Here is a 16,339-nt window from a genome sequence, read left to right as displayed (position 1 = left end):
CTGTTACTGTGCCCAGGACACCATGGGCAACTCGATACCATACAATTTGGCATCGTAGCCGGTAAGTTTTGTACTGTAGGCCAGGAGTGTCTTGTCATTGAACAGCGGGATTACGGGGAATTCCTGGGTGGAGATCTCTTGAATGCGGTCATAGCAGGCCGTCCGCACCTCCATGTCCAGGGCAGCAGAAGCCTCTGCCATCAACTGATCCACTTCGTCGCTCTGGTAGCCCAGGGAATAGTTCTGATTATGATCACCGCTGGTGAGCATAAAACGGCGGAAAATCGTGGCAGGTTCGGAGTTGGACAGTCCCTGCTGCATCCGAGCAATGCCATATTCGCCCTGCTTCATCTCCTCTTTCATATTAGCCATTTCCATAGGCATCAGCTCACAGTCAATGCCGATTTCAGACAGCCAAGAAGCAATCAGTTCCGCCTCGCCTTTCTGTGCGGCCTCATTACCGTTATAGAGATAGGAAATGGTGACCCGCTCTCCGTCCAGCACAGCATTGGCCAGTTCTTTGGCTTTTTCCAGATTTTCCTCTACAGGGAATTCCTTGTAAAAGGGCGTGGCGTAGTTCAGAATATTAGTAGTCGGTGTGCCGAATCCGTAATACAGTTCATCGGTAATGACGCTGCGTTGGAGGGCCAAACTAACAGCCTGCCGCATCCGCACATCGTTGAAGGGAAACTTTGTGCCATTGACTGTCAAAAAACGGATCATAGTGGATTTGGTGGTGGTAAGGGCAAAATCATCGCTACCCTCCAGTTCCATGGCCAGGGCGGCGGGAATCGCATTGAGATCGATGACACCCAAAATCTCCCCGCTCTTCAATGCAGAGAAACGGGTATCTGCATCGGGAATAGCCTTGATCCGAATGGTTTTCGCTTTGGCGGCATCGCCCCAATAGTCGTCGAACCGCTCCAGCAATACATATTCATCCAGAACATTTTCGCGAATTCGGAACGGACCGGTACCGATACAGATGCCGTTGAAATTGCCCTCCTCATCGAAGCAGGCGGGGCTGTAGATGGCGCTGCCGAAGTTGACCATATTGTAAAGCTGTGTGGGAGACGGCTGCGTAAACGTCAGACGAACCGTGTACTCGTCCATCTTTTCATAAGTATCCAGATTGGGATAGTGGGCATCGATATCCAGCGGATAGAAAGAAGAGCTTTTGACGCCCATAGCCATTCGGTCAAAGTTGGCGATGACCGCATCAGCATTGAAGTCACTGCCGTCATGGAATTTGACGCCTTGGCGAAGATGGAAGGTCCACTGGGTTCCGTCTTCGCTCATCTCCCAGCTTTCCGCCAGGCAAGGAATGGGGGCGGCTGTTTCATCCTGGGTAATCAAAGGTTCCCAGACATAAAGGATCTTGCTGCAATAATAGCCGTCTTTTTCACCGGGCGCCAGATTGCGATATCCGGCCAGCACGATTTCCGCATTTGGGTCCACAGTATCCTGGGACTGCTCCTGTACCGTCTGCCCGGCTCCGGTGCTGCCTGACGTTTCTGTCCCATCGGTGGCAGAATCACCGCCGGAACAGCCCAAAAGCCCCAAGGAAAGAATCATCGTGAGAAAAAGTGCCATAATTCGTTTTTTCATATTTTTTACACCCATAGAAACTATTACCTCCTAAATTGCTCTTATCTGCCCGTTAAGGCAGCTGTTTACATACGTATGGGCTTCCACACCAAAAGTTGGGAGTCAAACGGATACTCACACACCCATTGCGTTCCCTCCCTGCGGTGAAACGGTGATAACAGATCCCACAGCCGCTCCCGAGGACAAGGTGCCATCAGGAATTGCTCCGCCCTCCGTAAGATCGCTTCCTTGTCGGCATAACGATATGTCCGATGATTCGGAATATTTATCATTTTGCAGGAAATCCCCAATGAAGTGAGCACCTCACCCAATTCCCGACATCCCTGGCGAGTGTAGCGGATCGGAAGGTCAGCTGCTTCCAGGACCGGCAGCCATGGAAATTCTGGTGGGCAGTTCATGCCGATTACACACAGATGACCGGCATGATCGTTCATCTTCTGCAAAAAATGCTCGGGCTCTTCCAAACGATATAGGCAATTGTAACCAAACACCAGGTCATGAACGGGAACTTCCGCATCTTCCCAGGTAGAACAGATCGGAACGATGGGATTCCAGGGTGCGGATCTGCTGCTGATATAGGCCAGATTATCGGGAGAAATATCCACACAGGTGACTTTTGGAAATGTACGGCACAGCGACAGTGTATAATTTCCCCAGCCCGGCCCGATCTCCAAGACAGAATGAATGGGCAACGGCTCTGTTAGAGCGCTCAGAGCCTCCCATACCGCTGTTGCATAAGCATCTGGCGGCGGTGGACCATCGGCCATGCGCTTGCGCCAAAACGCCTGCTCCTCTGCTGCGCTCTGCGCCCGCACCGGCAAATCTCCATTTGGAAAACGCAGGCCTCGACGCCATCTGTTGCCTGCATCTGTGTGCGTCACGTTGATCACTCCCTCCAAAATAAGACGCAAAAATCGGGCCATTACTGCATAAAAATACAGTAATGGCCCGATTTTGCCAATACAAATACAATGCTTCCTTCCAAATGCACGTGGAGTATGGAAACAATCCAGCAGGCAAGTCTTCTGACTTGTGGATCAACACCTTCGCAGCCTTCCCGGTCACAGGACCAGTGGCATCTTTGCGTCGGCTCCTCACTTACAGCGGCGGCTCCGTGTGGGATTTGCACCCAGCTTCCTTCTTCGGCTTCTCACTGTGTATTTTTCACATCTGAGAAACACCTGCGCCCGTAGTATAGCACAGTCCACAGCCATTTGCAAATCTTTTTATTGTGAAAATCTCTTACTGTTCCTCCATGGAATGCTGCTCAATAAAATGGATTTCCTATACCTTGACACCTTTTCTTAAATGTGGTACTCTTTGGTTAATTAAGACTAACCACCGCACAAGGAGGAGCAAACATGCAGGAATTTGACGCCTTTGACCGTCGGTTTCCCCTGCGGCAGATGACCATTGGCGGAATCTCCTTCCCCTATCGCCATCATGTCCATAGTCAAAATCGGGAAACTCTGCTGCTGCTGACCGGCGGCATCGGGCTGTCCGATCTGTTTTTTCACCATTTTGCAGCATTTGCAAAGGATTTTTCCGTACTCACCTGTGATTATCCCCTCCACTGCACTACCATGGCCCAGCTGACTGACACTTTAGCCCAGCTGCTGCGTACCCTGGGCATCCGGGCCTGGCTGGTGGGCCATTCCTTCGGCGGCGTGGTGGCCCAGCTGCTGGCCAGACGCCATCCGGATGTGGTAGCCGGTCTGGTTCTGTCCAATACCGCTTCCCTGGCAGCAGATATGACACCGAAAACCCGCGCCTCTCTGTTGGCTCTGTTGGAGAAGGAGGAACGCTATCACAGCCAGATGCAGGCCATGCCCTTCGCCCTGATCAAACCCATGCTGCGGCGGGCCATTCTGAAAAAGGCTGTCGGTCTAACACCTGCCCAGCAAAAGACTGTCAACGATCTGTGTCAGTTGATGACGCAAAAGTTGACCAAATCCTATGGACTGCATATGCTGGAACTACTCTGTGACTGCCGCAACCATCTGGAGTTGTCTCCCCGGGATTTTCTACCCTGGAAAGGTCGTGTGCTGCTTCTGCTGTCGGAGGATGACCATACGTTTACCGATGGTGTAAAGGCGTCTTTGATATCGCTGATGCCGGAACCCCAGGTGGTGACAGAGCTGCCCGGCGGTCATCTTGCTCTATTGCTACAGAGTGCATCCTATCTTTCCACCGTGACAGCCTTTATCCAGCTGGCAGCCGTGGGTGAATCGGAGGCAATGTGTGTATGAGCAGTTTTTTTGAACACACTCGCAAGCCCCGTGGTTTGGGGGGAAAGCTGATGGTAACTCTGATGAATGCCGGACATCGGCCATTGGCACGTTGGGGCTTATCCCATTTGCAGTTGGTGGACCACTCCACAGTGTTGGACAAAACCACGCCGAGATTGATACAATTCCATATCCTCAAAAATGCCGTAAATCCGCCGTTTCTGGGCGGTTTTTTATTTTCGGCACAGTGACGGCATAGGCAGAATGGCGGCTTTGTCGGGGTGGTTCACACTTTTTTACGGTACTCTGTAACGATAGAAAAGCTATCGTTACAGAGTAGGGCTATCGTTAAAATGTAGAAACTGTCCTCGTTGTGGTATAGAGGCTTGACTCTGGACTGAAAACAGTTTATAATTAGACTGAATTAAGGGCGAGGAGGAAAGCCGCAATGACAGATTCATGCATCTACCTGGACACTTATGTGTTGCAGCAGGATATGCGAGTAAGAATGCCGAAAGCAATCCTTTCTAATATGGGAGTCGAAAAGGGCAAGACCAGTTTTGATATTTATTTGAACGCACAGGAAAACGAATTGATTTTCCGGGTTCACCATGATAAAGAAGGAGAAAAAGCCGATGAGTGAGCCATTAAGAGCCATTTCGTTATTTTCTGGGGCTGGCGGCATGGATGTCGGTTTTGAGAACGCTGGAATAAAAGTCGTGTTTGCCAATGAGCTGGTTTCCGATGCTGCTGAAACCTACAAAGTCAATCACCCAGACTGCATCATGGTCAATGATGACATCAATAATGTAATTGACTCCCTCGACAAATACGAGGGGATTGATCTTGTATTTGGAGGACCACCCTGCCAGGGATTTTCTGTGGCAGGCAAAATGGACCCCGATGACGACAGGAGCAAACTGATTTTCACCTTCCTGGATGTCGTTGAAAGAGTCAAGCCAAGAGCTTTTGTGATGGAGAATGTAAAAGCCCTGGGCGAACTGAGTAAATGGAAAGATGTACGAGAACGCTATTTGAAGAAGGCTTCTGACCTTGGATACGATGCGCAATGCATCATAACTGGTGGACTTTTTACCTCTATTTACTTATCAGATGAAATCTTTGACTATTTTTCCTGCTTTACCGTGTCTAAGCTTCCTTATTGCTTTTGCTTCTATTTGGCGAATCCTTTCTCGTGTAACGCCAAATTTCCCTCCCAATTCCTCAAGTGTCCACTCTTTGCCATCCATGAAGCCAAATCGGTATTTTATTACTTCCGCTTCACGTTCTTTTAGAGTATCAATCATTTTTGCGACTTGCGCCTTTAGGTCTGCCTCACAAGCACATTCTAATGGATCTTGACTTCCTCCACAAATAGTCTCTGGTTCCACCAACACTTCTGCTAAACAAAAAACATCTTCGTCCGTTTCGTATGTTTCTAATGCGTCAAAATTCCTGATGTTTCTTTTGCATTTTATCACATCCACTGGCATATCTGCATCAAGCTCAAATTTTCCGTGCATTTGCAGCCTTGCAGCATTCAGATACTCTAACACCTGCTCCTTTGTGACGTCCATTTCATCTGCCGCATCTAAAAGGAATGTCTGTGATACTTTCTGCTCTGGAATTTCGCCACAGAACTTCATGCACTTATCTAAAACTGCGTAGATTTTATCTCTGTAGTGAACAGGAAAATAATACTCCATCCACGTAGGCACACAATCTCTCATAATATTTTGATAAATCCACGACGACGCATAAGATTGGAACGTTGAAAATCCATTTGGATCAAAGCGATCTACTGCAATTAGTAGTCCTGTGAATGCTGCTGATACTGCATCAGAGAAATCATATTTGTACTGTTTAGCAGTCGATAATGCTATTTTACTATCTATGGTAGACAACAAACAAATGGCATTGAATCCTGCATATGAGCTTTCCTTTTTATCATCCGAAGAACAGGTTCAGCTGTTGGATGCCATGGATCAAGAGCAGGCGACCCCTTCCCTGTCTCAAGCACAACGTCTGAAAAAATTCAGCCAGGAAGGGCGTTTGACCAGGGATATCATGGTAGGAATCCTTAGCGAGGATAAAAAGGGCGATTGCGGCAAAGTCGCATTTTCCTCATCTTCCTTGCAGCAATATTTCCCCAAAGAGTACACGCCCCAACGTATGCAGGAGACCATTTTACAGTTGCTAGAAAACTGGCGCAAAAACGGACACAAATTCTAGACTTGCAAAAATTCATCCAAACACTCAGGCCTGGCGCAGCTTCTGCGTCGGGCCTTTGTTATACCCATTTTACGATACAAAGGAGACGATTCTATGGAAAACACCGCTACGTTATCCACTCTTTCCCCCTTTGATGACGGCGTTACCGTCCGACATCAGCACATGGGGCTGCTGCTGGAAAACGGCAGTCCCAATCTGGCCATTGTGAAGGCGCTGGCCATCGTACACGCTGGTCTGTTCTTTGACCATCTCTGTGATTCCTGCGGTTCGGGCGAAAAGGCGTTGGAGATCTGTTCCCTCTTTCAGGAACGGCTGGACAACCGCGCCGGGGTGGTAACACCCAAGCGCCTGCTGTTGATGCTGTCCATGCAGTATGACATGATGCAGCGCCCCCTGCCGGAGGTCATCTGGTGGCTTTCCGGTACCCAGTCTCTGCTGGAACCGTTTCTGACGGAGTTCTTTCAGGCGCTGCACCACATCGCCCAGAAGGAACAGTCCTCCCAGCAGCGATAGGCCGCCGTTTGTCGAAGGAGGAATGCCCATGTAGCATATTTTATTTTCCCACAACCAAACCATAAGAATTGGAGGGTATCTTTTGAGACGTTCTATCTTGTACGCATTGCCTTTGGCAGCCCTGTTTTGTACCATGCCGGCATTGGCTATGGAAGTCCCAACAGATTTGGTGGTACAAAACCTCAACGGCGTGCAGCAGTGCATCAAAACCTTTACCACAGCGCCGGATGTAGACCCGGCAACCTTGATGGAGGACCCCTTTGACTATGAGGGCTACACTTACACCTTTGCCTCCATCACCAAAGCAGAACATTTCTTTGCGGAGGAAAAGCCCCAAAGTCGGGTAGTGACCGTGGAGACCTCCAGCAAGGAGCTCAACAAGGTTCTGGAGGCCCTTTCTCCTTCCCTGCCCTATGACGATGGGCAATATCAAGGCACATTGAATCTGGATCACACCACCATCCGAACAGAAGCTGCCGGATATACCACCAAAAGCTATGGTATTTCAGCCACAAAAGAGATCGGTAATCTGGACACCAATGACATGGCCTATGTTCCGGCCACCACAGTCAAGGACGGCGTGACCATTCCCCTTTCCAATGTGGACTGGCAAGTGCAAGGCACCGCTCTGGTGGGTGATGTTCTGGTACCATCCACCTATAAGGCCGTAGCCACCTACTCCGGCACAGGCTATTACACTGCGGCCACCGGATATGTGACCACAGCCGAGTACACCGGTACAGTCCACTGCGAGGAACTGGACAGCATTACCTATACACTGATCTATGTTGGGCAGGAAATCACAGAAGAACCGGAGCGCATTACCGCAGCAAAACCGTTCTGGCAAAATCACTGGGTTCTGGGCGGCGCTGGGCTGGTATTGGCCGCTGTGGCTTTTACGTCCGGTTTGCTGCTGGCCCGCCGACGCAAAGAGGATTTGGACGAATCAGCGGACATGGATCTGGAATCGGATGAAGAAACGGAGGAAATTATACCATGAGACAACACCGAACCATTGTTGCTGCCTTATGTACCGTCGCGCTACTGGCAGCATTGCCTCTGCCTACCCGGGCGCTGGAGTATTCTTTTTCAGAGAGCAGCAGTCCTCAATATTATCCCGCCACCCGGTATGCCTATCTGTATGACGCAGAGTACCAGTACGGTGGCCCCAACGTGATTGACCAGAAGATCCCGGAATTGGCCTACGGCAGTTTTTCCAATGTCAGTACTGGTATTATGGATACGGTGCAGGACCTGTCCATGGGTGGCATGGGGCTGGCTGCTTCTCTGACGGATGGGCCGGTCTACATTCCATCCAAGCATACGGACGTATCGGATATGCTTTTGGCCGACGGCAGCATCGGTACCGTATCCATTCCCTCTCTGGGTATCGCCATGAAGGTATGGGAGAGCGCCTCCGACAGCAGCATGGCCAAAGGCCTGGGGCATTATTCCACCACCTCCGGTTGGGATGGCAATGTAGGTGTCTGTGGTCACAACCGTGGCGCCGCCTATGTCATCGGCTCCATTAAAGACCTGCAAAGCGGAGATCGCATCACCTATACCACCCGGTACGGCACCCGCATCTATGCGGTGACCTTTGTGGGCACCATTGCTAATAATGACTGGTCCTACCTGCAGCCCACAGCCGACAACCGCATCACGCTGACCACCTGCCTGGCAAACCGCCCTGACGTGCGGATTTGCGTGCAAGCCCAGGAGGTGAAATAAACAAGTAAAAATTTATTATCATTTTCTTCGTTTCCACAGGATTGCAGGAATATCATATTTCTGATAGAATAAAACTAGAAATATGGCAGGAGGCGATTCTATGCAGATCAAACCGTCTACAGTACTTCGGAATGAGTATCCGCAGATTTCCCAGCTGGCCAAGGTATCCGGGGAGCCGATCTATATCACCAACAAAGGCGAGGCAGACCTCGTGGTCATGAGTACGGAAGCGTATGAAGAACGGGAAAAAATGCTGGCCCATCGGGCAAGCATCCTGGAAGCAGAGTTTGAACGGCTGAGCGATGCCCCCACCCATTCTCTGGAGGATGCCCGCGCCATGCTGAAGGAGAAATATCGCCATGCCAGAGTTTCGGATTGAATTTCTCCCCTCGGCCTGGCAGGATCTGAATAAGATCGCTGACCTTCATCTGCAGTTGGTTGGGGCGGAATCTGCTGAGCGGATCACGGATGAGATTCTGGATGCCATTGATGGCTTATCTCGTTTCCCCTATATGGGCGCTCTGCATCCGGACCCGGTGCTGGCCAGGATGGAATATCGCAAACTGGTATGTCGCAAATACGTTGCTGTCTATCGGGTTATGGAGTCTACTGTTTATCTGTACCGCATTGTCAATGGCATTACGGATTATTCCAAATTGTTGTACTGATCAAAAAATCAAAACATTGTTAGGAGTATGCATCGGCATACTCCTTTTCTATGCTAACGTACTGGCTAAGGAGGTGACATACGCAGAAACTTTTGATCGTTGCATCCTGGATGTTTTACCGGCGAAAGCATTTCAAATAAACCTTTGACAGGGATTCCATTTTCTAGTATGCTGGAGGTATTCAGAACTGCCCTAACGACAATAAGGAGGACTCCACAATGAAACGTATGGTAACTCTGCTGCTGTCTATTCTGCTGGCATTCACCCTGTCGCTTCCAGCACTGGCTGGGTCCCTGGACAGCGAGATTGCCACCGCCAGCCGGTTTTTGCAGGCAGAGGGAATCCTGCAGGGTAATGCTTCTGGCGATTTGCAGCTGGAGAAGCCCCTGACCCGTGCGGAGCTGGCTGTAATTGCTTCCCGGTTGACTGTTAACCAAGAACATCTCATGGCCGACAAGACGTACTATTCCAACCAGTGCAAGTTTACGGACGTTCCAGACTGGGCCAGAGTGTATGTTGGCTACTGCGCTTCCATGTACTATGTGAACGGATACGGCGACGGACGCTATGACCCGGATGGGATGGTAACACCTGCCGCTGCCTGTACGGTTCTGCTACGGTGCTGTGGCAATCTTGTCCCGTTTGAATGGTCTTATGAAACTGCACTGGATGCTGCCGTCCAGTACGGTATCGCCCCCAGAGAGGCTTTGCAGGAGCAGTACATTTCCCGCGGCAATCTGTCTATCCTGCTGTATCGCACTGCGGAGAAACTGGGCTTCATGGGCGACGTAGATGTAGAAATGCCAGAAAACGATGGGCGTTCCCCGTTGACTAAAAATGCCGACGGCTCTATCAATGTCCCGTCCGACGGTTCTCAGTATATCCCGCAGGCTGGTGATGTGATCCGCTGCGACGATGGCACGAACTACACCATCACGGATACCCGTCTTTATGGCAATTCCATGTTTGCTGAAGGTCAGCTACCGCCGCTGCCCACCCCTACCTGCGACTGGAGCCAATTCCCAGAGCTGGAGCTACCCGAAGCCGAGGTAAGGCATTTTAAGGATGAATACGGTGACGATATCTTCATTCGGAACCTGTATGAAACCCGCCGGATGCAGTACACCCTTTATAATGCCATTGGAGCCAATCCGCAGACATGGCAAAATGGCAAGCTGGTACTTCGGAGCGACGGTTCTCCACTTGCGCGTGTGCAGTTAACAATTCCTGGAGAAGACCATTCTAATTTCTGGCCTTGGAAGCCGGAGCAATTGCTGAATTATTTTAATAGTTGTCCAACTGGGCTATTCCAAGTTCAAGTTTGGGATGTTTTTTCTGATGGAGTGTACCTTCGTACAGAATATCAAGTCAATCTTGACATTTTTAGCTAGGACAACAAATGCTCCACAACTCCATTAGTCTAAGGGAAGTATGCTTTTAGTATACTTCCCTTTTTTAGTGTAAAAGGAGGCATTCAAATGTATTTCAAACGATTTATAGCGCTGCTCTTGACGGTCGCCATGCTGTTCAGCATGACGGCTATTTATGTTCAAGCCGCCGATTCGGAGGAAGGGGCGCTGAAAGATATTCAAATCTACAACAGCGGAGAATCCCTATCCTGTCTGGCTGTCAGCGGTCGTGTTCAGACGTTGAATTATGTCTACTACTTATACCGCTCTGAAGTAACCGGTCAAACGAAAGAAATTCCAACCTACTGCATCAATCCGACTACAGATGGTGTACCGCAAAAGGTCGGACCTGGTGAGAGTATCGACTACATTATCGGTGAACGAGCTTCGGACCCCAAAATTATGGGAATCGTATCAAACGGCTATCCCACTAAAAGCCTGGGCGAGTTGGGACTACAAAGTAAAATAGAGGGTTATTATGCCACCAAAATTGCTTTGTGGTGCCATATTATTCCCAAATGGAGCATCACACAGGTCTCCATCAATCCCAGTCTCAGCGGCGAGCAGCGGACACAGGCCGAACGCGTGTTAGCTGCGGCCAAAAAAATCCACCAGTACGGTATGTACTGGACAGAGGTGCCATCCGCTACGCTGACAACCGCAGTAGACAAAGAACTGGCCTATCCGGTAACCATTGACGGCAAATCGTACAAGCAGCAGATTTTTACTGTAACCTCTCCTACGTTTGTCAACGGGCGAATTGCTGATGTCGCTTTTGCTGATCCCGGTAGTGTACCGTCCGGAACCCGTATCGTCAATATGGAGAATCAAGATATCACCCAGGTTACCATGGATGGTTCCGGTATGAATATTTCCGGCAAATTCAAGGTGCTATATCCCGCAGATGCCGTAGAGGGCCAGAGTGGTACTGCGCAAATCAACTTGAAAGCTGAAGTCTATCAGTACGGTGTCTTCTATGCATCCTATGCAGAAACAGATCAATATGGCGAAATTCAGAACTATCTGTGCGATACAGACCCCACCATCAAAGTAAATACCTCTGCAATCAGCAAATACGGTACCAGCGAAATCCCGGATGACCCAGATACCGGCCTAAAAATCATTAAGATTCAAGAGGGTACACAGACTCCACTGGAGGGTGCGGTTTTTGAAGTAAAAGGCCCGAACGGCGATGTTATCGGCCAGTATTCTACAGACGCCCAGGGTACAATTCTCGTACCGCTTACGGTTTCGGGTACTTATACCGTTACCGAGGTTGTACCGCCCAAAAATCATACCCTTTCCAAGAACCCCAGCCAGACCGTCACCGTCGTTTATGGCAAGGTGGCCACAGTCACTTTTGAAAATGCCCCTTATGGCAGTCTGCGCGTCGAAAAGCTTTCCGACACCGGCGACCGGCTGGAGGGCGTCACCATCCAGATCAAGCACATCGAAACCGGCACCACCTACACTCAGAAAACCGAGGCAGGCGGCGCAGCCGTCTTTACCGACCTGAAGCCCGGTGCTTACGAGGTACGCGAAACCTCCGGTATCGAAGGCTGGCTGCCTGACACGGAAACCGTGGTAACGGTATCTGTAGCCACCGGCGAGACGGTCACGGCCACCCTCAAAAACAAGGAACTGCCCGGTCTGCGGATTCTCAAATACGACCGGCAGACCATGGAAGTCATGCCCAATGTGACCTTTGAAGTTTTCAAGGACAACCAGTCCATCGGCACCTATAAAACCAACCAGTTGGGTGAAATCCTGCTGCCCAATCTGGAGCCTGGAACCTACCGCGTGGAGGAGCGGCACACCGGCGATGATGAACACATCGTCGAGGCCATGCCCCAGGAGATCGAGTTGGAAGCAGGCAGCGGCATTCTGGAGCTGGTGTTCTTCAACAGCAAAAAGCCCGGTCTGCGGCTCGTCAAGGTGGATGCGGCCAATCCGTCCAAAGTCATTCCCAACGCTGTGTTTGAAATCAAATCCGTAGACGGCAGCTTCGGCCCCCAGGAGTTCACCACCGACGAGAACGGCGAAATCGACCTCAGTAAACTGGACCCCGGCGCGTATGTGGTGACGGAAAAGTCCTGCCCTGGCTACGTCATTGACGAGGCCCAGCGGATTATCCAGTTGGAGCCGGATGAGACCGGCGAGTTCGTGTTTACCAACTCCATCAAGCCCAGTCTTCACCTTGTCAAGTTCAGCGCTGACGGCACCCCCCTGGGCGGTGTAACATTCCGTATCTCCAAAATTGAGGATGGTTCCCACTACTTGGATCGCACGACCAACGAGCAGGGCGAAATCCTCATTTCCGACCTGGAGCCGGGTGTCTACCTGGTTAAGGAGACGGCCACTGTTGCCGATCACATCCTGGATGAAACCGAATACAGAGTGGAACTGTTCCCTGGTAAAACCAGCACCATCACCATCCAGAACGACAAGCGGCCCAATCTGACCATCCGCAAAACCGACAAGGACACCGGCGAACCGCTGGCTGGCGTTACGTTCAAGCTGCAATATGCTGACGGCCCCACCATTACCACGGAACCCACCGGCGAGGATGGCACTGTGACCATCGAGAACCTGCTGCCCGGTGTTTACACCGTCACGGAGCAGAGTGTCCCGGAGGGCTACATTCTGGACACCACGCCCCAGCAAATCACCCTGGAGCCGAACCGGGACGCCACCGTGCAGTTCCAGAACTACAAGCGGCCTACGCTTACCATCCACAAAGTAGACATCAATGGCAACGCTCTGACGGGAGCCATCTTTGAGGTCAAGACCAAGGCAGGCGTAAAAATCGGTGATTTCCCCGTCGGCCCGGATGGCTCCATCACCATTGAAAACGTCCATCTGGACGAGGGCTATTACATCGTCACAGAAATTCAAGCCCCGGACGGCTACATTCTCGATTCCACGCCCCATGAGGTCTATCTGCGGCCCGGCAAGGTGACGGAGATCACCATTGAGAACGAGAAAAAGCCGGGACTGACCATCCGCAAGATTGATTCTGTTACCGGCAATCCCCTGAAAGGCGCAAAGTTTGAGCTTTGGGTGTCCAAGGACAATACCGAGGACGGCACATTCCAAAAGCTGGACCAGAACTACTACTACACCGACGAGAACGGCGAAATCTTCCTGGACAAGCTGGATACCGGTTGGTACAAGGTGGTGGAAGTCGAGCCGCCCACGGGCTACGCGCTCCGCGATCCCTCTGAGCAGATCATTTATGTAGACAATGATAAAGCGGTGGAATTAATTTTCGAAAATACGCCCCTGTCTGCGTTGATTGTCTGGAAGTTTGATTCCAAGACCGGCGAGGCCCTGGAGGGCGCGGTATTCCAGGTCAAGTACCTGGGCGGTACGTCCGGCAGCGGCGGCACCGTCATCGGTACCTATAAGACCAGCGCCAACGGCAGCTTTACCGTCACCGGCCTGGAGGCTGGCACCTACGTCGTGGAGGAAATCGCCGCGCCCGATGGTCATGTCATCGATACCGCACCCCAGACCGTTTTTATCTCCGGCAAGGAGCAGGATGTAGTGCAGCTCTATTTCGGCAACTCTCCCAATGGTAGTCTTTTAATCAAAAAAATTGACAGTGAGACCCGTGAACCGCTCAGTGATGTGGAGTTCATGGTCACCACCAGCGACGGCACCGTGGTGGGCGATGCCAACGGCAAGTTTGTCACCGACAGCGCCGGTACGATTCTTATTGAGGATATCGACCCTGGCACGACACTGGTAGTCAAGGAAACCAGGGCCAGGGACGGCTATTTGCTGGATAACACGCCTCAGACTGTCAAAATCAAATCCGGCAAAACGGTGACATTGGAGTTCCGCAACCAACCCAAGGGCAATCTTATTATCAATAAGCTGGATTCCGTCACCAAGGCCCCGTTGGAAGGCGTCGAGTTTGAGCTGACGTACTCGGACGGCTCCTATGTGGATGCCGAAGGCGGCACCCTGTCCAGCAAGGGCCTATACCGGACAGACACGAATGGCCAAATTATTCTGTCTGGTCTGACCGGCACCATCGTCGTGACCGAAACCAAAACCATTGAGGGCTACACCATCCATGAAGAAACCCGCACGCAGACGGTCGTTGTGAACCCCAATGATACGCAGACCCTCACGTTCTACAACGACCCGGTGGGCGGCGTGGAGATCATCAAGGTGGATGCAGCGGATAAAACGGAACGTTTGGGTAACGCCACATTTGAGATTCGCAAGATGGATGACGCCCTGGTAGACACTGTGACCACCGATGAAAATGGCCGTGTTTTCCTGTCTCTGGAGGATGGCTCCTACTATGCCGTGGAGATCGAGGCCCCGGAGGGCTATAAACTGGACAATACGCCCCATTACTTTGAGGTAAAGAACGGCAAAACCAGTAAGCTGACCATTACCAATACGGCCATGTCGGGCATTATCATCCATAAGACCGACAGTACCACCGGCAAGGGAATCTACGGGGTGACGTTCCTGCTGTATGACGAGGGCAATAACCCCATTGGACAGTACACCAGCGATGACCAGGGATATGTCTACATCGAGAATCTGGAATCGGGCCGCTACTATCTGCGGGAGCTGGAGAACGAGGGTTACATTCTCGATACTCAGCGCAAGACCGTCAATGTAAAGTCTGGTGAAACGACCCTGGTTGAGTGGGAAAACACACCCATTACGGGACAAATCCAGATCACAAAATATGCCGGCAGCGCCAACCCGGTCACGGGGGAAGCAGCCGGCACAACGCTGTCCGGGGCGGTCTTTGAGATCGTGCAGGAACGCAGCGGCGCTGTTGTGGACTATATCACCACGGACGCCCGCGGCGTGGCGGCCTCGGATCCCCTGCCCCTGGGTCGCTATCTGGTTCGGGAGGTAACGGCTCCGGCATACTACCAGCTGTCCGATCAGACGTTTGATGTGACGCTGGAATACGCCGGTCAGATCCTCAAGCTGGCAGCCTACAATGACCCGGCAGAACTGGATGTGACCATCGTGAAAACAGGGCCAAAGGAAGTGCTGGCCGGCAGTAAGATAACGTACCAGTTTACCGTGGCCAACGGCTCCAACGTGGCGCTGAGCAATTTTTTCTGGCATGATAAGCTTCCCTACGATATTACCAGCGCCTCTACCCTCATCACCGGAACCTACAATCAGCGATTGACATACCAGGTGCTGTACAAAACCAATTATAACGGCTATCGGGTTCTGGCCAGCAATCTGCTGACAACCAACACCTACAGCTTCTCCCTCAACGCTCTGCCCTTGATGCAGGGTGAAGTGGTCACTGATGTGTATTTTGACTTTGGCACAGTACCCGCTGGATTCCAGTCTATGTCTAAACCCATGCTTATCGTCTCTGTCAGCCCCCAGGCTACCAACGGCTATTATGTCACCAACCGGGCCGACGCCGGCGGACAGTACCTTGGCACCTGGGAGACCGGCAACACCGCCTGGGTGACCATTGTCCGCAATCTGAGTTCCACCCCCAAACCGACACTGCCGCAAACCGGCTATTGACACAACCAAACAGGGTAACGGGTCCACCGTTACCCTGTTTTTATAGAGGAGGTCTTTACTTGAATAAATTATTTCGTTCCTATCGCATCCTGCTGGCACTGACGCTGCTTCTCTCCCTGGCAGTTGTTCCGGCCGCAGCCGCCGAAGATATGTGGACGGTGGCCAACACCATCATTGTAGACGTTTACGGCAAAATTGCCGGTATCAGCACCGTACTGGCAGGTCTGATGTCGGCGGTGGCCGTGGTGGGCGCCAAACTGTCCAACAACCAGCACAAGGTCGACCAGGCCTGGGACTGGCTCAAACGCATCTGGATCGCCTGGGCCATCATCAACGGCATTGGCGCTTTTATCGCCTATGTCGTTCCCCTGTTTGATGGTCTGGCCACCCTTACCCCGTGACCGCATCAGCCATTCCG

Annotated in this window: 14 protein-coding genes, 2 pseudogenes and 1 riboswitch; of the genes and pseudogenes, 13 read left to right on the top strand and 3 right to left on the bottom strand. The window is 51.5% G+C overall.

All coding sequences use genetic code 11. The features are described 5' to 3' along the window. Positions 1 to 3 precede the first annotated feature (3 nt). On the bottom strand, positions 4 to 1,623 hold the full coding sequence (locus ACTQ33_RS12770) for an ABC transporter substrate-binding protein (RefSeq protein ID WP_441464985.1): 1,620 nt from the start codon (positions 1,621 to 1,623) through the stop codon (positions 4 to 6). A 50-nt stretch (positions 1,624 to 1,673) separates the two neighbouring features. Continuing rightward, the gene (locus ACTQ33_RS12765) at positions 1,674 to 2,498 is read right to left on the bottom strand and encodes a class I SAM-dependent methyltransferase (RefSeq protein WP_441464984.1); all 825 of its coding nucleotides are present in this window, start codon (positions 2,496 to 2,498) and stop codon (positions 1,674 to 1,676) included. 108 nt (positions 2,499 to 2,606) lie between these two features. Continuing rightward, positions 2,607 to 2,808: riboswitch (cobalamin riboswitch) on the bottom strand. Between the two features lie 161 nt (positions 2,809 to 2,969). Here ACTQ33_RS12765 and ACTQ33_RS12760 point away from each other — a divergent pair. The 4 genes and pseudogenes from ACTQ33_RS12760 to ACTQ33_RS12745 form a co-directional block, all read left to right on the top strand. Further along, entirely contained in the window at positions 2,970 to 3,857 is an 888-nt protein-coding gene (locus ACTQ33_RS12760; protein ID WP_441464983.1) for an alpha/beta hydrolase, read from the top strand. Continuing rightward, positions 3,854 to 4,087, top strand: coding sequence for a hypothetical protein (locus ACTQ33_RS12755; RefSeq protein WP_441464982.1), 234 nt, complete (start codon positions 3,854 to 3,856; stop codon positions 4,085 to 4,087). The genes ACTQ33_RS12760 and ACTQ33_RS12755 overlap by 4 nt, the downstream gene beginning before the upstream one ends. A gap of 197 nt (positions 4,088 to 4,284) precedes the next feature. Next, positions 4,285 to 4,479, top strand: coding sequence for a hypothetical protein (locus tag ACTQ33_RS12750; RefSeq protein WP_441464981.1), 195 nt, complete (start codon positions 4,285 to 4,287; stop codon positions 4,477 to 4,479). Beyond that, positions 4,448 to 4,852, top strand: a pseudogene (locus ACTQ33_RS12745) (DNA cytosine methyltransferase); the annotation flags it as partial. The gene ACTQ33_RS12750 and the pseudogene ACTQ33_RS12745, both read left to right, overlap by 32 nt. 93 nt (positions 4,853 to 4,945) lie before the next feature. Here ACTQ33_RS12745 and ACTQ33_RS12740 read toward each other — a convergent pair. Then, the gene (locus tag ACTQ33_RS12740) at positions 4,946 to 5,740 is read right to left on the bottom strand and encodes a sigma-70 family RNA polymerase sigma factor (RefSeq protein WP_441465014.1); all 795 of its coding nucleotides are present in this window, start codon (positions 5,738 to 5,740) and stop codon (positions 4,946 to 4,948) included. Between ACTQ33_RS12740 and ACTQ33_RS12735 the strand changes: the two are divergent. The 9 genes and pseudogenes from ACTQ33_RS12735 to ACTQ33_RS12695 form a co-directional block, all read left to right on the top strand. Then, positions 5,721 to 6,068, top strand: a pseudogene (locus ACTQ33_RS12735) (ParB/RepB/Spo0J family partition protein); the annotation flags it as partial. The gene ACTQ33_RS12740 and the pseudogene ACTQ33_RS12735 overlap by 20 nt on opposite strands. A 93-nt stretch (positions 6,069 to 6,161) precedes the next feature. Beyond that, complete coding sequence (locus ACTQ33_RS12730; RefSeq protein WP_441464980.1) at positions 6,162 to 6,581, top strand: hypothetical protein; 420 nt, start codon at positions 6,162 to 6,164, stop codon at positions 6,579 to 6,581. An 82-nt stretch (positions 6,582 to 6,663) separates the two neighbouring features. Further along, positions 6,664 to 7,581: a hypothetical protein gene (locus ACTQ33_RS12725; RefSeq protein ID WP_441464979.1), complete on the top strand. Its 918-nt coding sequence runs from the start codon at positions 6,664 to 6,666 to the stop codon at positions 7,579 to 7,581. Beyond that, positions 7,578 to 8,312, top strand: coding sequence for a class D sortase (locus ACTQ33_RS12720; RefSeq protein WP_441464978.1), 735 nt, complete (start codon positions 7,578 to 7,580; stop codon positions 8,310 to 8,312). Before ACTQ33_RS12725 ends, ACTQ33_RS12720 begins: the two co-directional genes overlap by 4 nt. A gap of 100 nt (positions 8,313 to 8,412) precedes the next feature. Next, entirely contained in the window at positions 8,413 to 8,691 is a 279-nt protein-coding gene (locus ACTQ33_RS12715) for a type II toxin-antitoxin system Phd/YefM family antitoxin (protein ID WP_441464977.1), read from the top strand. Next, complete coding sequence (locus tag ACTQ33_RS12710; RefSeq protein WP_441464976.1) at positions 8,672 to 8,980, top strand: type II toxin-antitoxin system RelE/ParE family toxin; 309 nt, start codon at positions 8,672 to 8,674, stop codon at positions 8,978 to 8,980. Before ACTQ33_RS12715 ends, ACTQ33_RS12710 begins: the two co-directional genes overlap by 20 nt. A 218-nt stretch (positions 8,981 to 9,198) precedes the next feature. After that, a complete protein-coding gene (locus ACTQ33_RS12705; protein WP_441464975.1) occupies positions 9,199 to 10,371 on the top strand; it encodes an S-layer homology domain-containing protein in 1,173 nt (390 codons plus the stop codon). Positions 10,372 to 10,458: 87 nt separating this feature from the next. Beyond that, on the top strand, positions 10,459 to 15,921 hold the full coding sequence (locus ACTQ33_RS12700) for a SpaA isopeptide-forming pilin-related protein (RefSeq protein WP_441464974.1): 5,463 nt from the start codon (positions 10,459 to 10,461) through the stop codon (positions 15,919 to 15,921). Positions 15,922 to 15,980: 59 nt separating this feature from the next. Then, positions 15,981 to 16,322 carry a hypothetical protein gene (locus ACTQ33_RS12695; RefSeq protein WP_441464973.1) on the top strand — a complete coding sequence of 114 codons (342 nt, stop codon included), beginning with the start codon at positions 15,981 to 15,983 and terminating at the stop codon, positions 16,320 to 16,322. Positions 16,323 to 16,339 lie beyond the last annotated feature (17 nt).

The sequence above is a fragment of the Candidatus Avoscillospira sp. LCP25S3_F1 genome (genome assembly GCF_052117125.1).
GTDB lineage: Bacteria > Bacillota > Clostridia > Oscillospirales > Oscillospiraceae > Avoscillospira_A.
Note: the sequence above shows the minus strand (reverse complement) of the source record. Positions and strands in the feature narration are given on the sequence as shown.

Coding starts and splice junctions, on each gene's coding strand:
- ACTQ33_RS12770 (WP_441464985.1), bottom strand. CDS start 1,623: ATGGGTGTAAAAAATATGAAAAAACGAATTATGGCACTTTTTCTCACG.
- ACTQ33_RS12760 (WP_441464983.1), top strand. CDS start 2,970: ATGCAGGAATTTGACGCCTTTGACCGTCGGTTTCCCCTGCGGCAGATG.
- ACTQ33_RS12755 (WP_441464982.1), top strand. CDS start 3,854: ATGAGCAGTTTTTTTGAACACACTCGCAAGCCCCGTGGTTTGGGGGGA.
- ACTQ33_RS12750 (WP_441464981.1), top strand. CDS start 4,285: ATGACAGATTCATGCATCTACCTGGACACTTATGTGTTGCAGCAGGAT.
- ACTQ33_RS12730 (WP_441464980.1), top strand. CDS start 6,162: ATGGAAAACACCGCTACGTTATCCACTCTTTCCCCCTTTGATGACGGC.
- ACTQ33_RS12720 (WP_441464978.1), top strand. CDS start 7,578: ATGAGACAACACCGAACCATTGTTGCTGCCTTATGTACCGTCGCGCTA.
- ACTQ33_RS12715 (WP_441464977.1), top strand. CDS start 8,413: ATGCAGATCAAACCGTCTACAGTACTTCGGAATGAGTATCCGCAGATT.
- ACTQ33_RS12710 (WP_441464976.1), top strand. CDS start 8,672: ATGCCAGAGTTTCGGATTGAATTTCTCCCCTCGGCCTGGCAGGATCTG.
- ACTQ33_RS12705 (WP_441464975.1), top strand. CDS start 9,199: ATGAAACGTATGGTAACTCTGCTGCTGTCTATTCTGCTGGCATTCACC.
- ACTQ33_RS12700 (WP_441464974.1), top strand. CDS start 10,459: ATGTATTTCAAACGATTTATAGCGCTGCTCTTGACGGTCGCCATGCTG.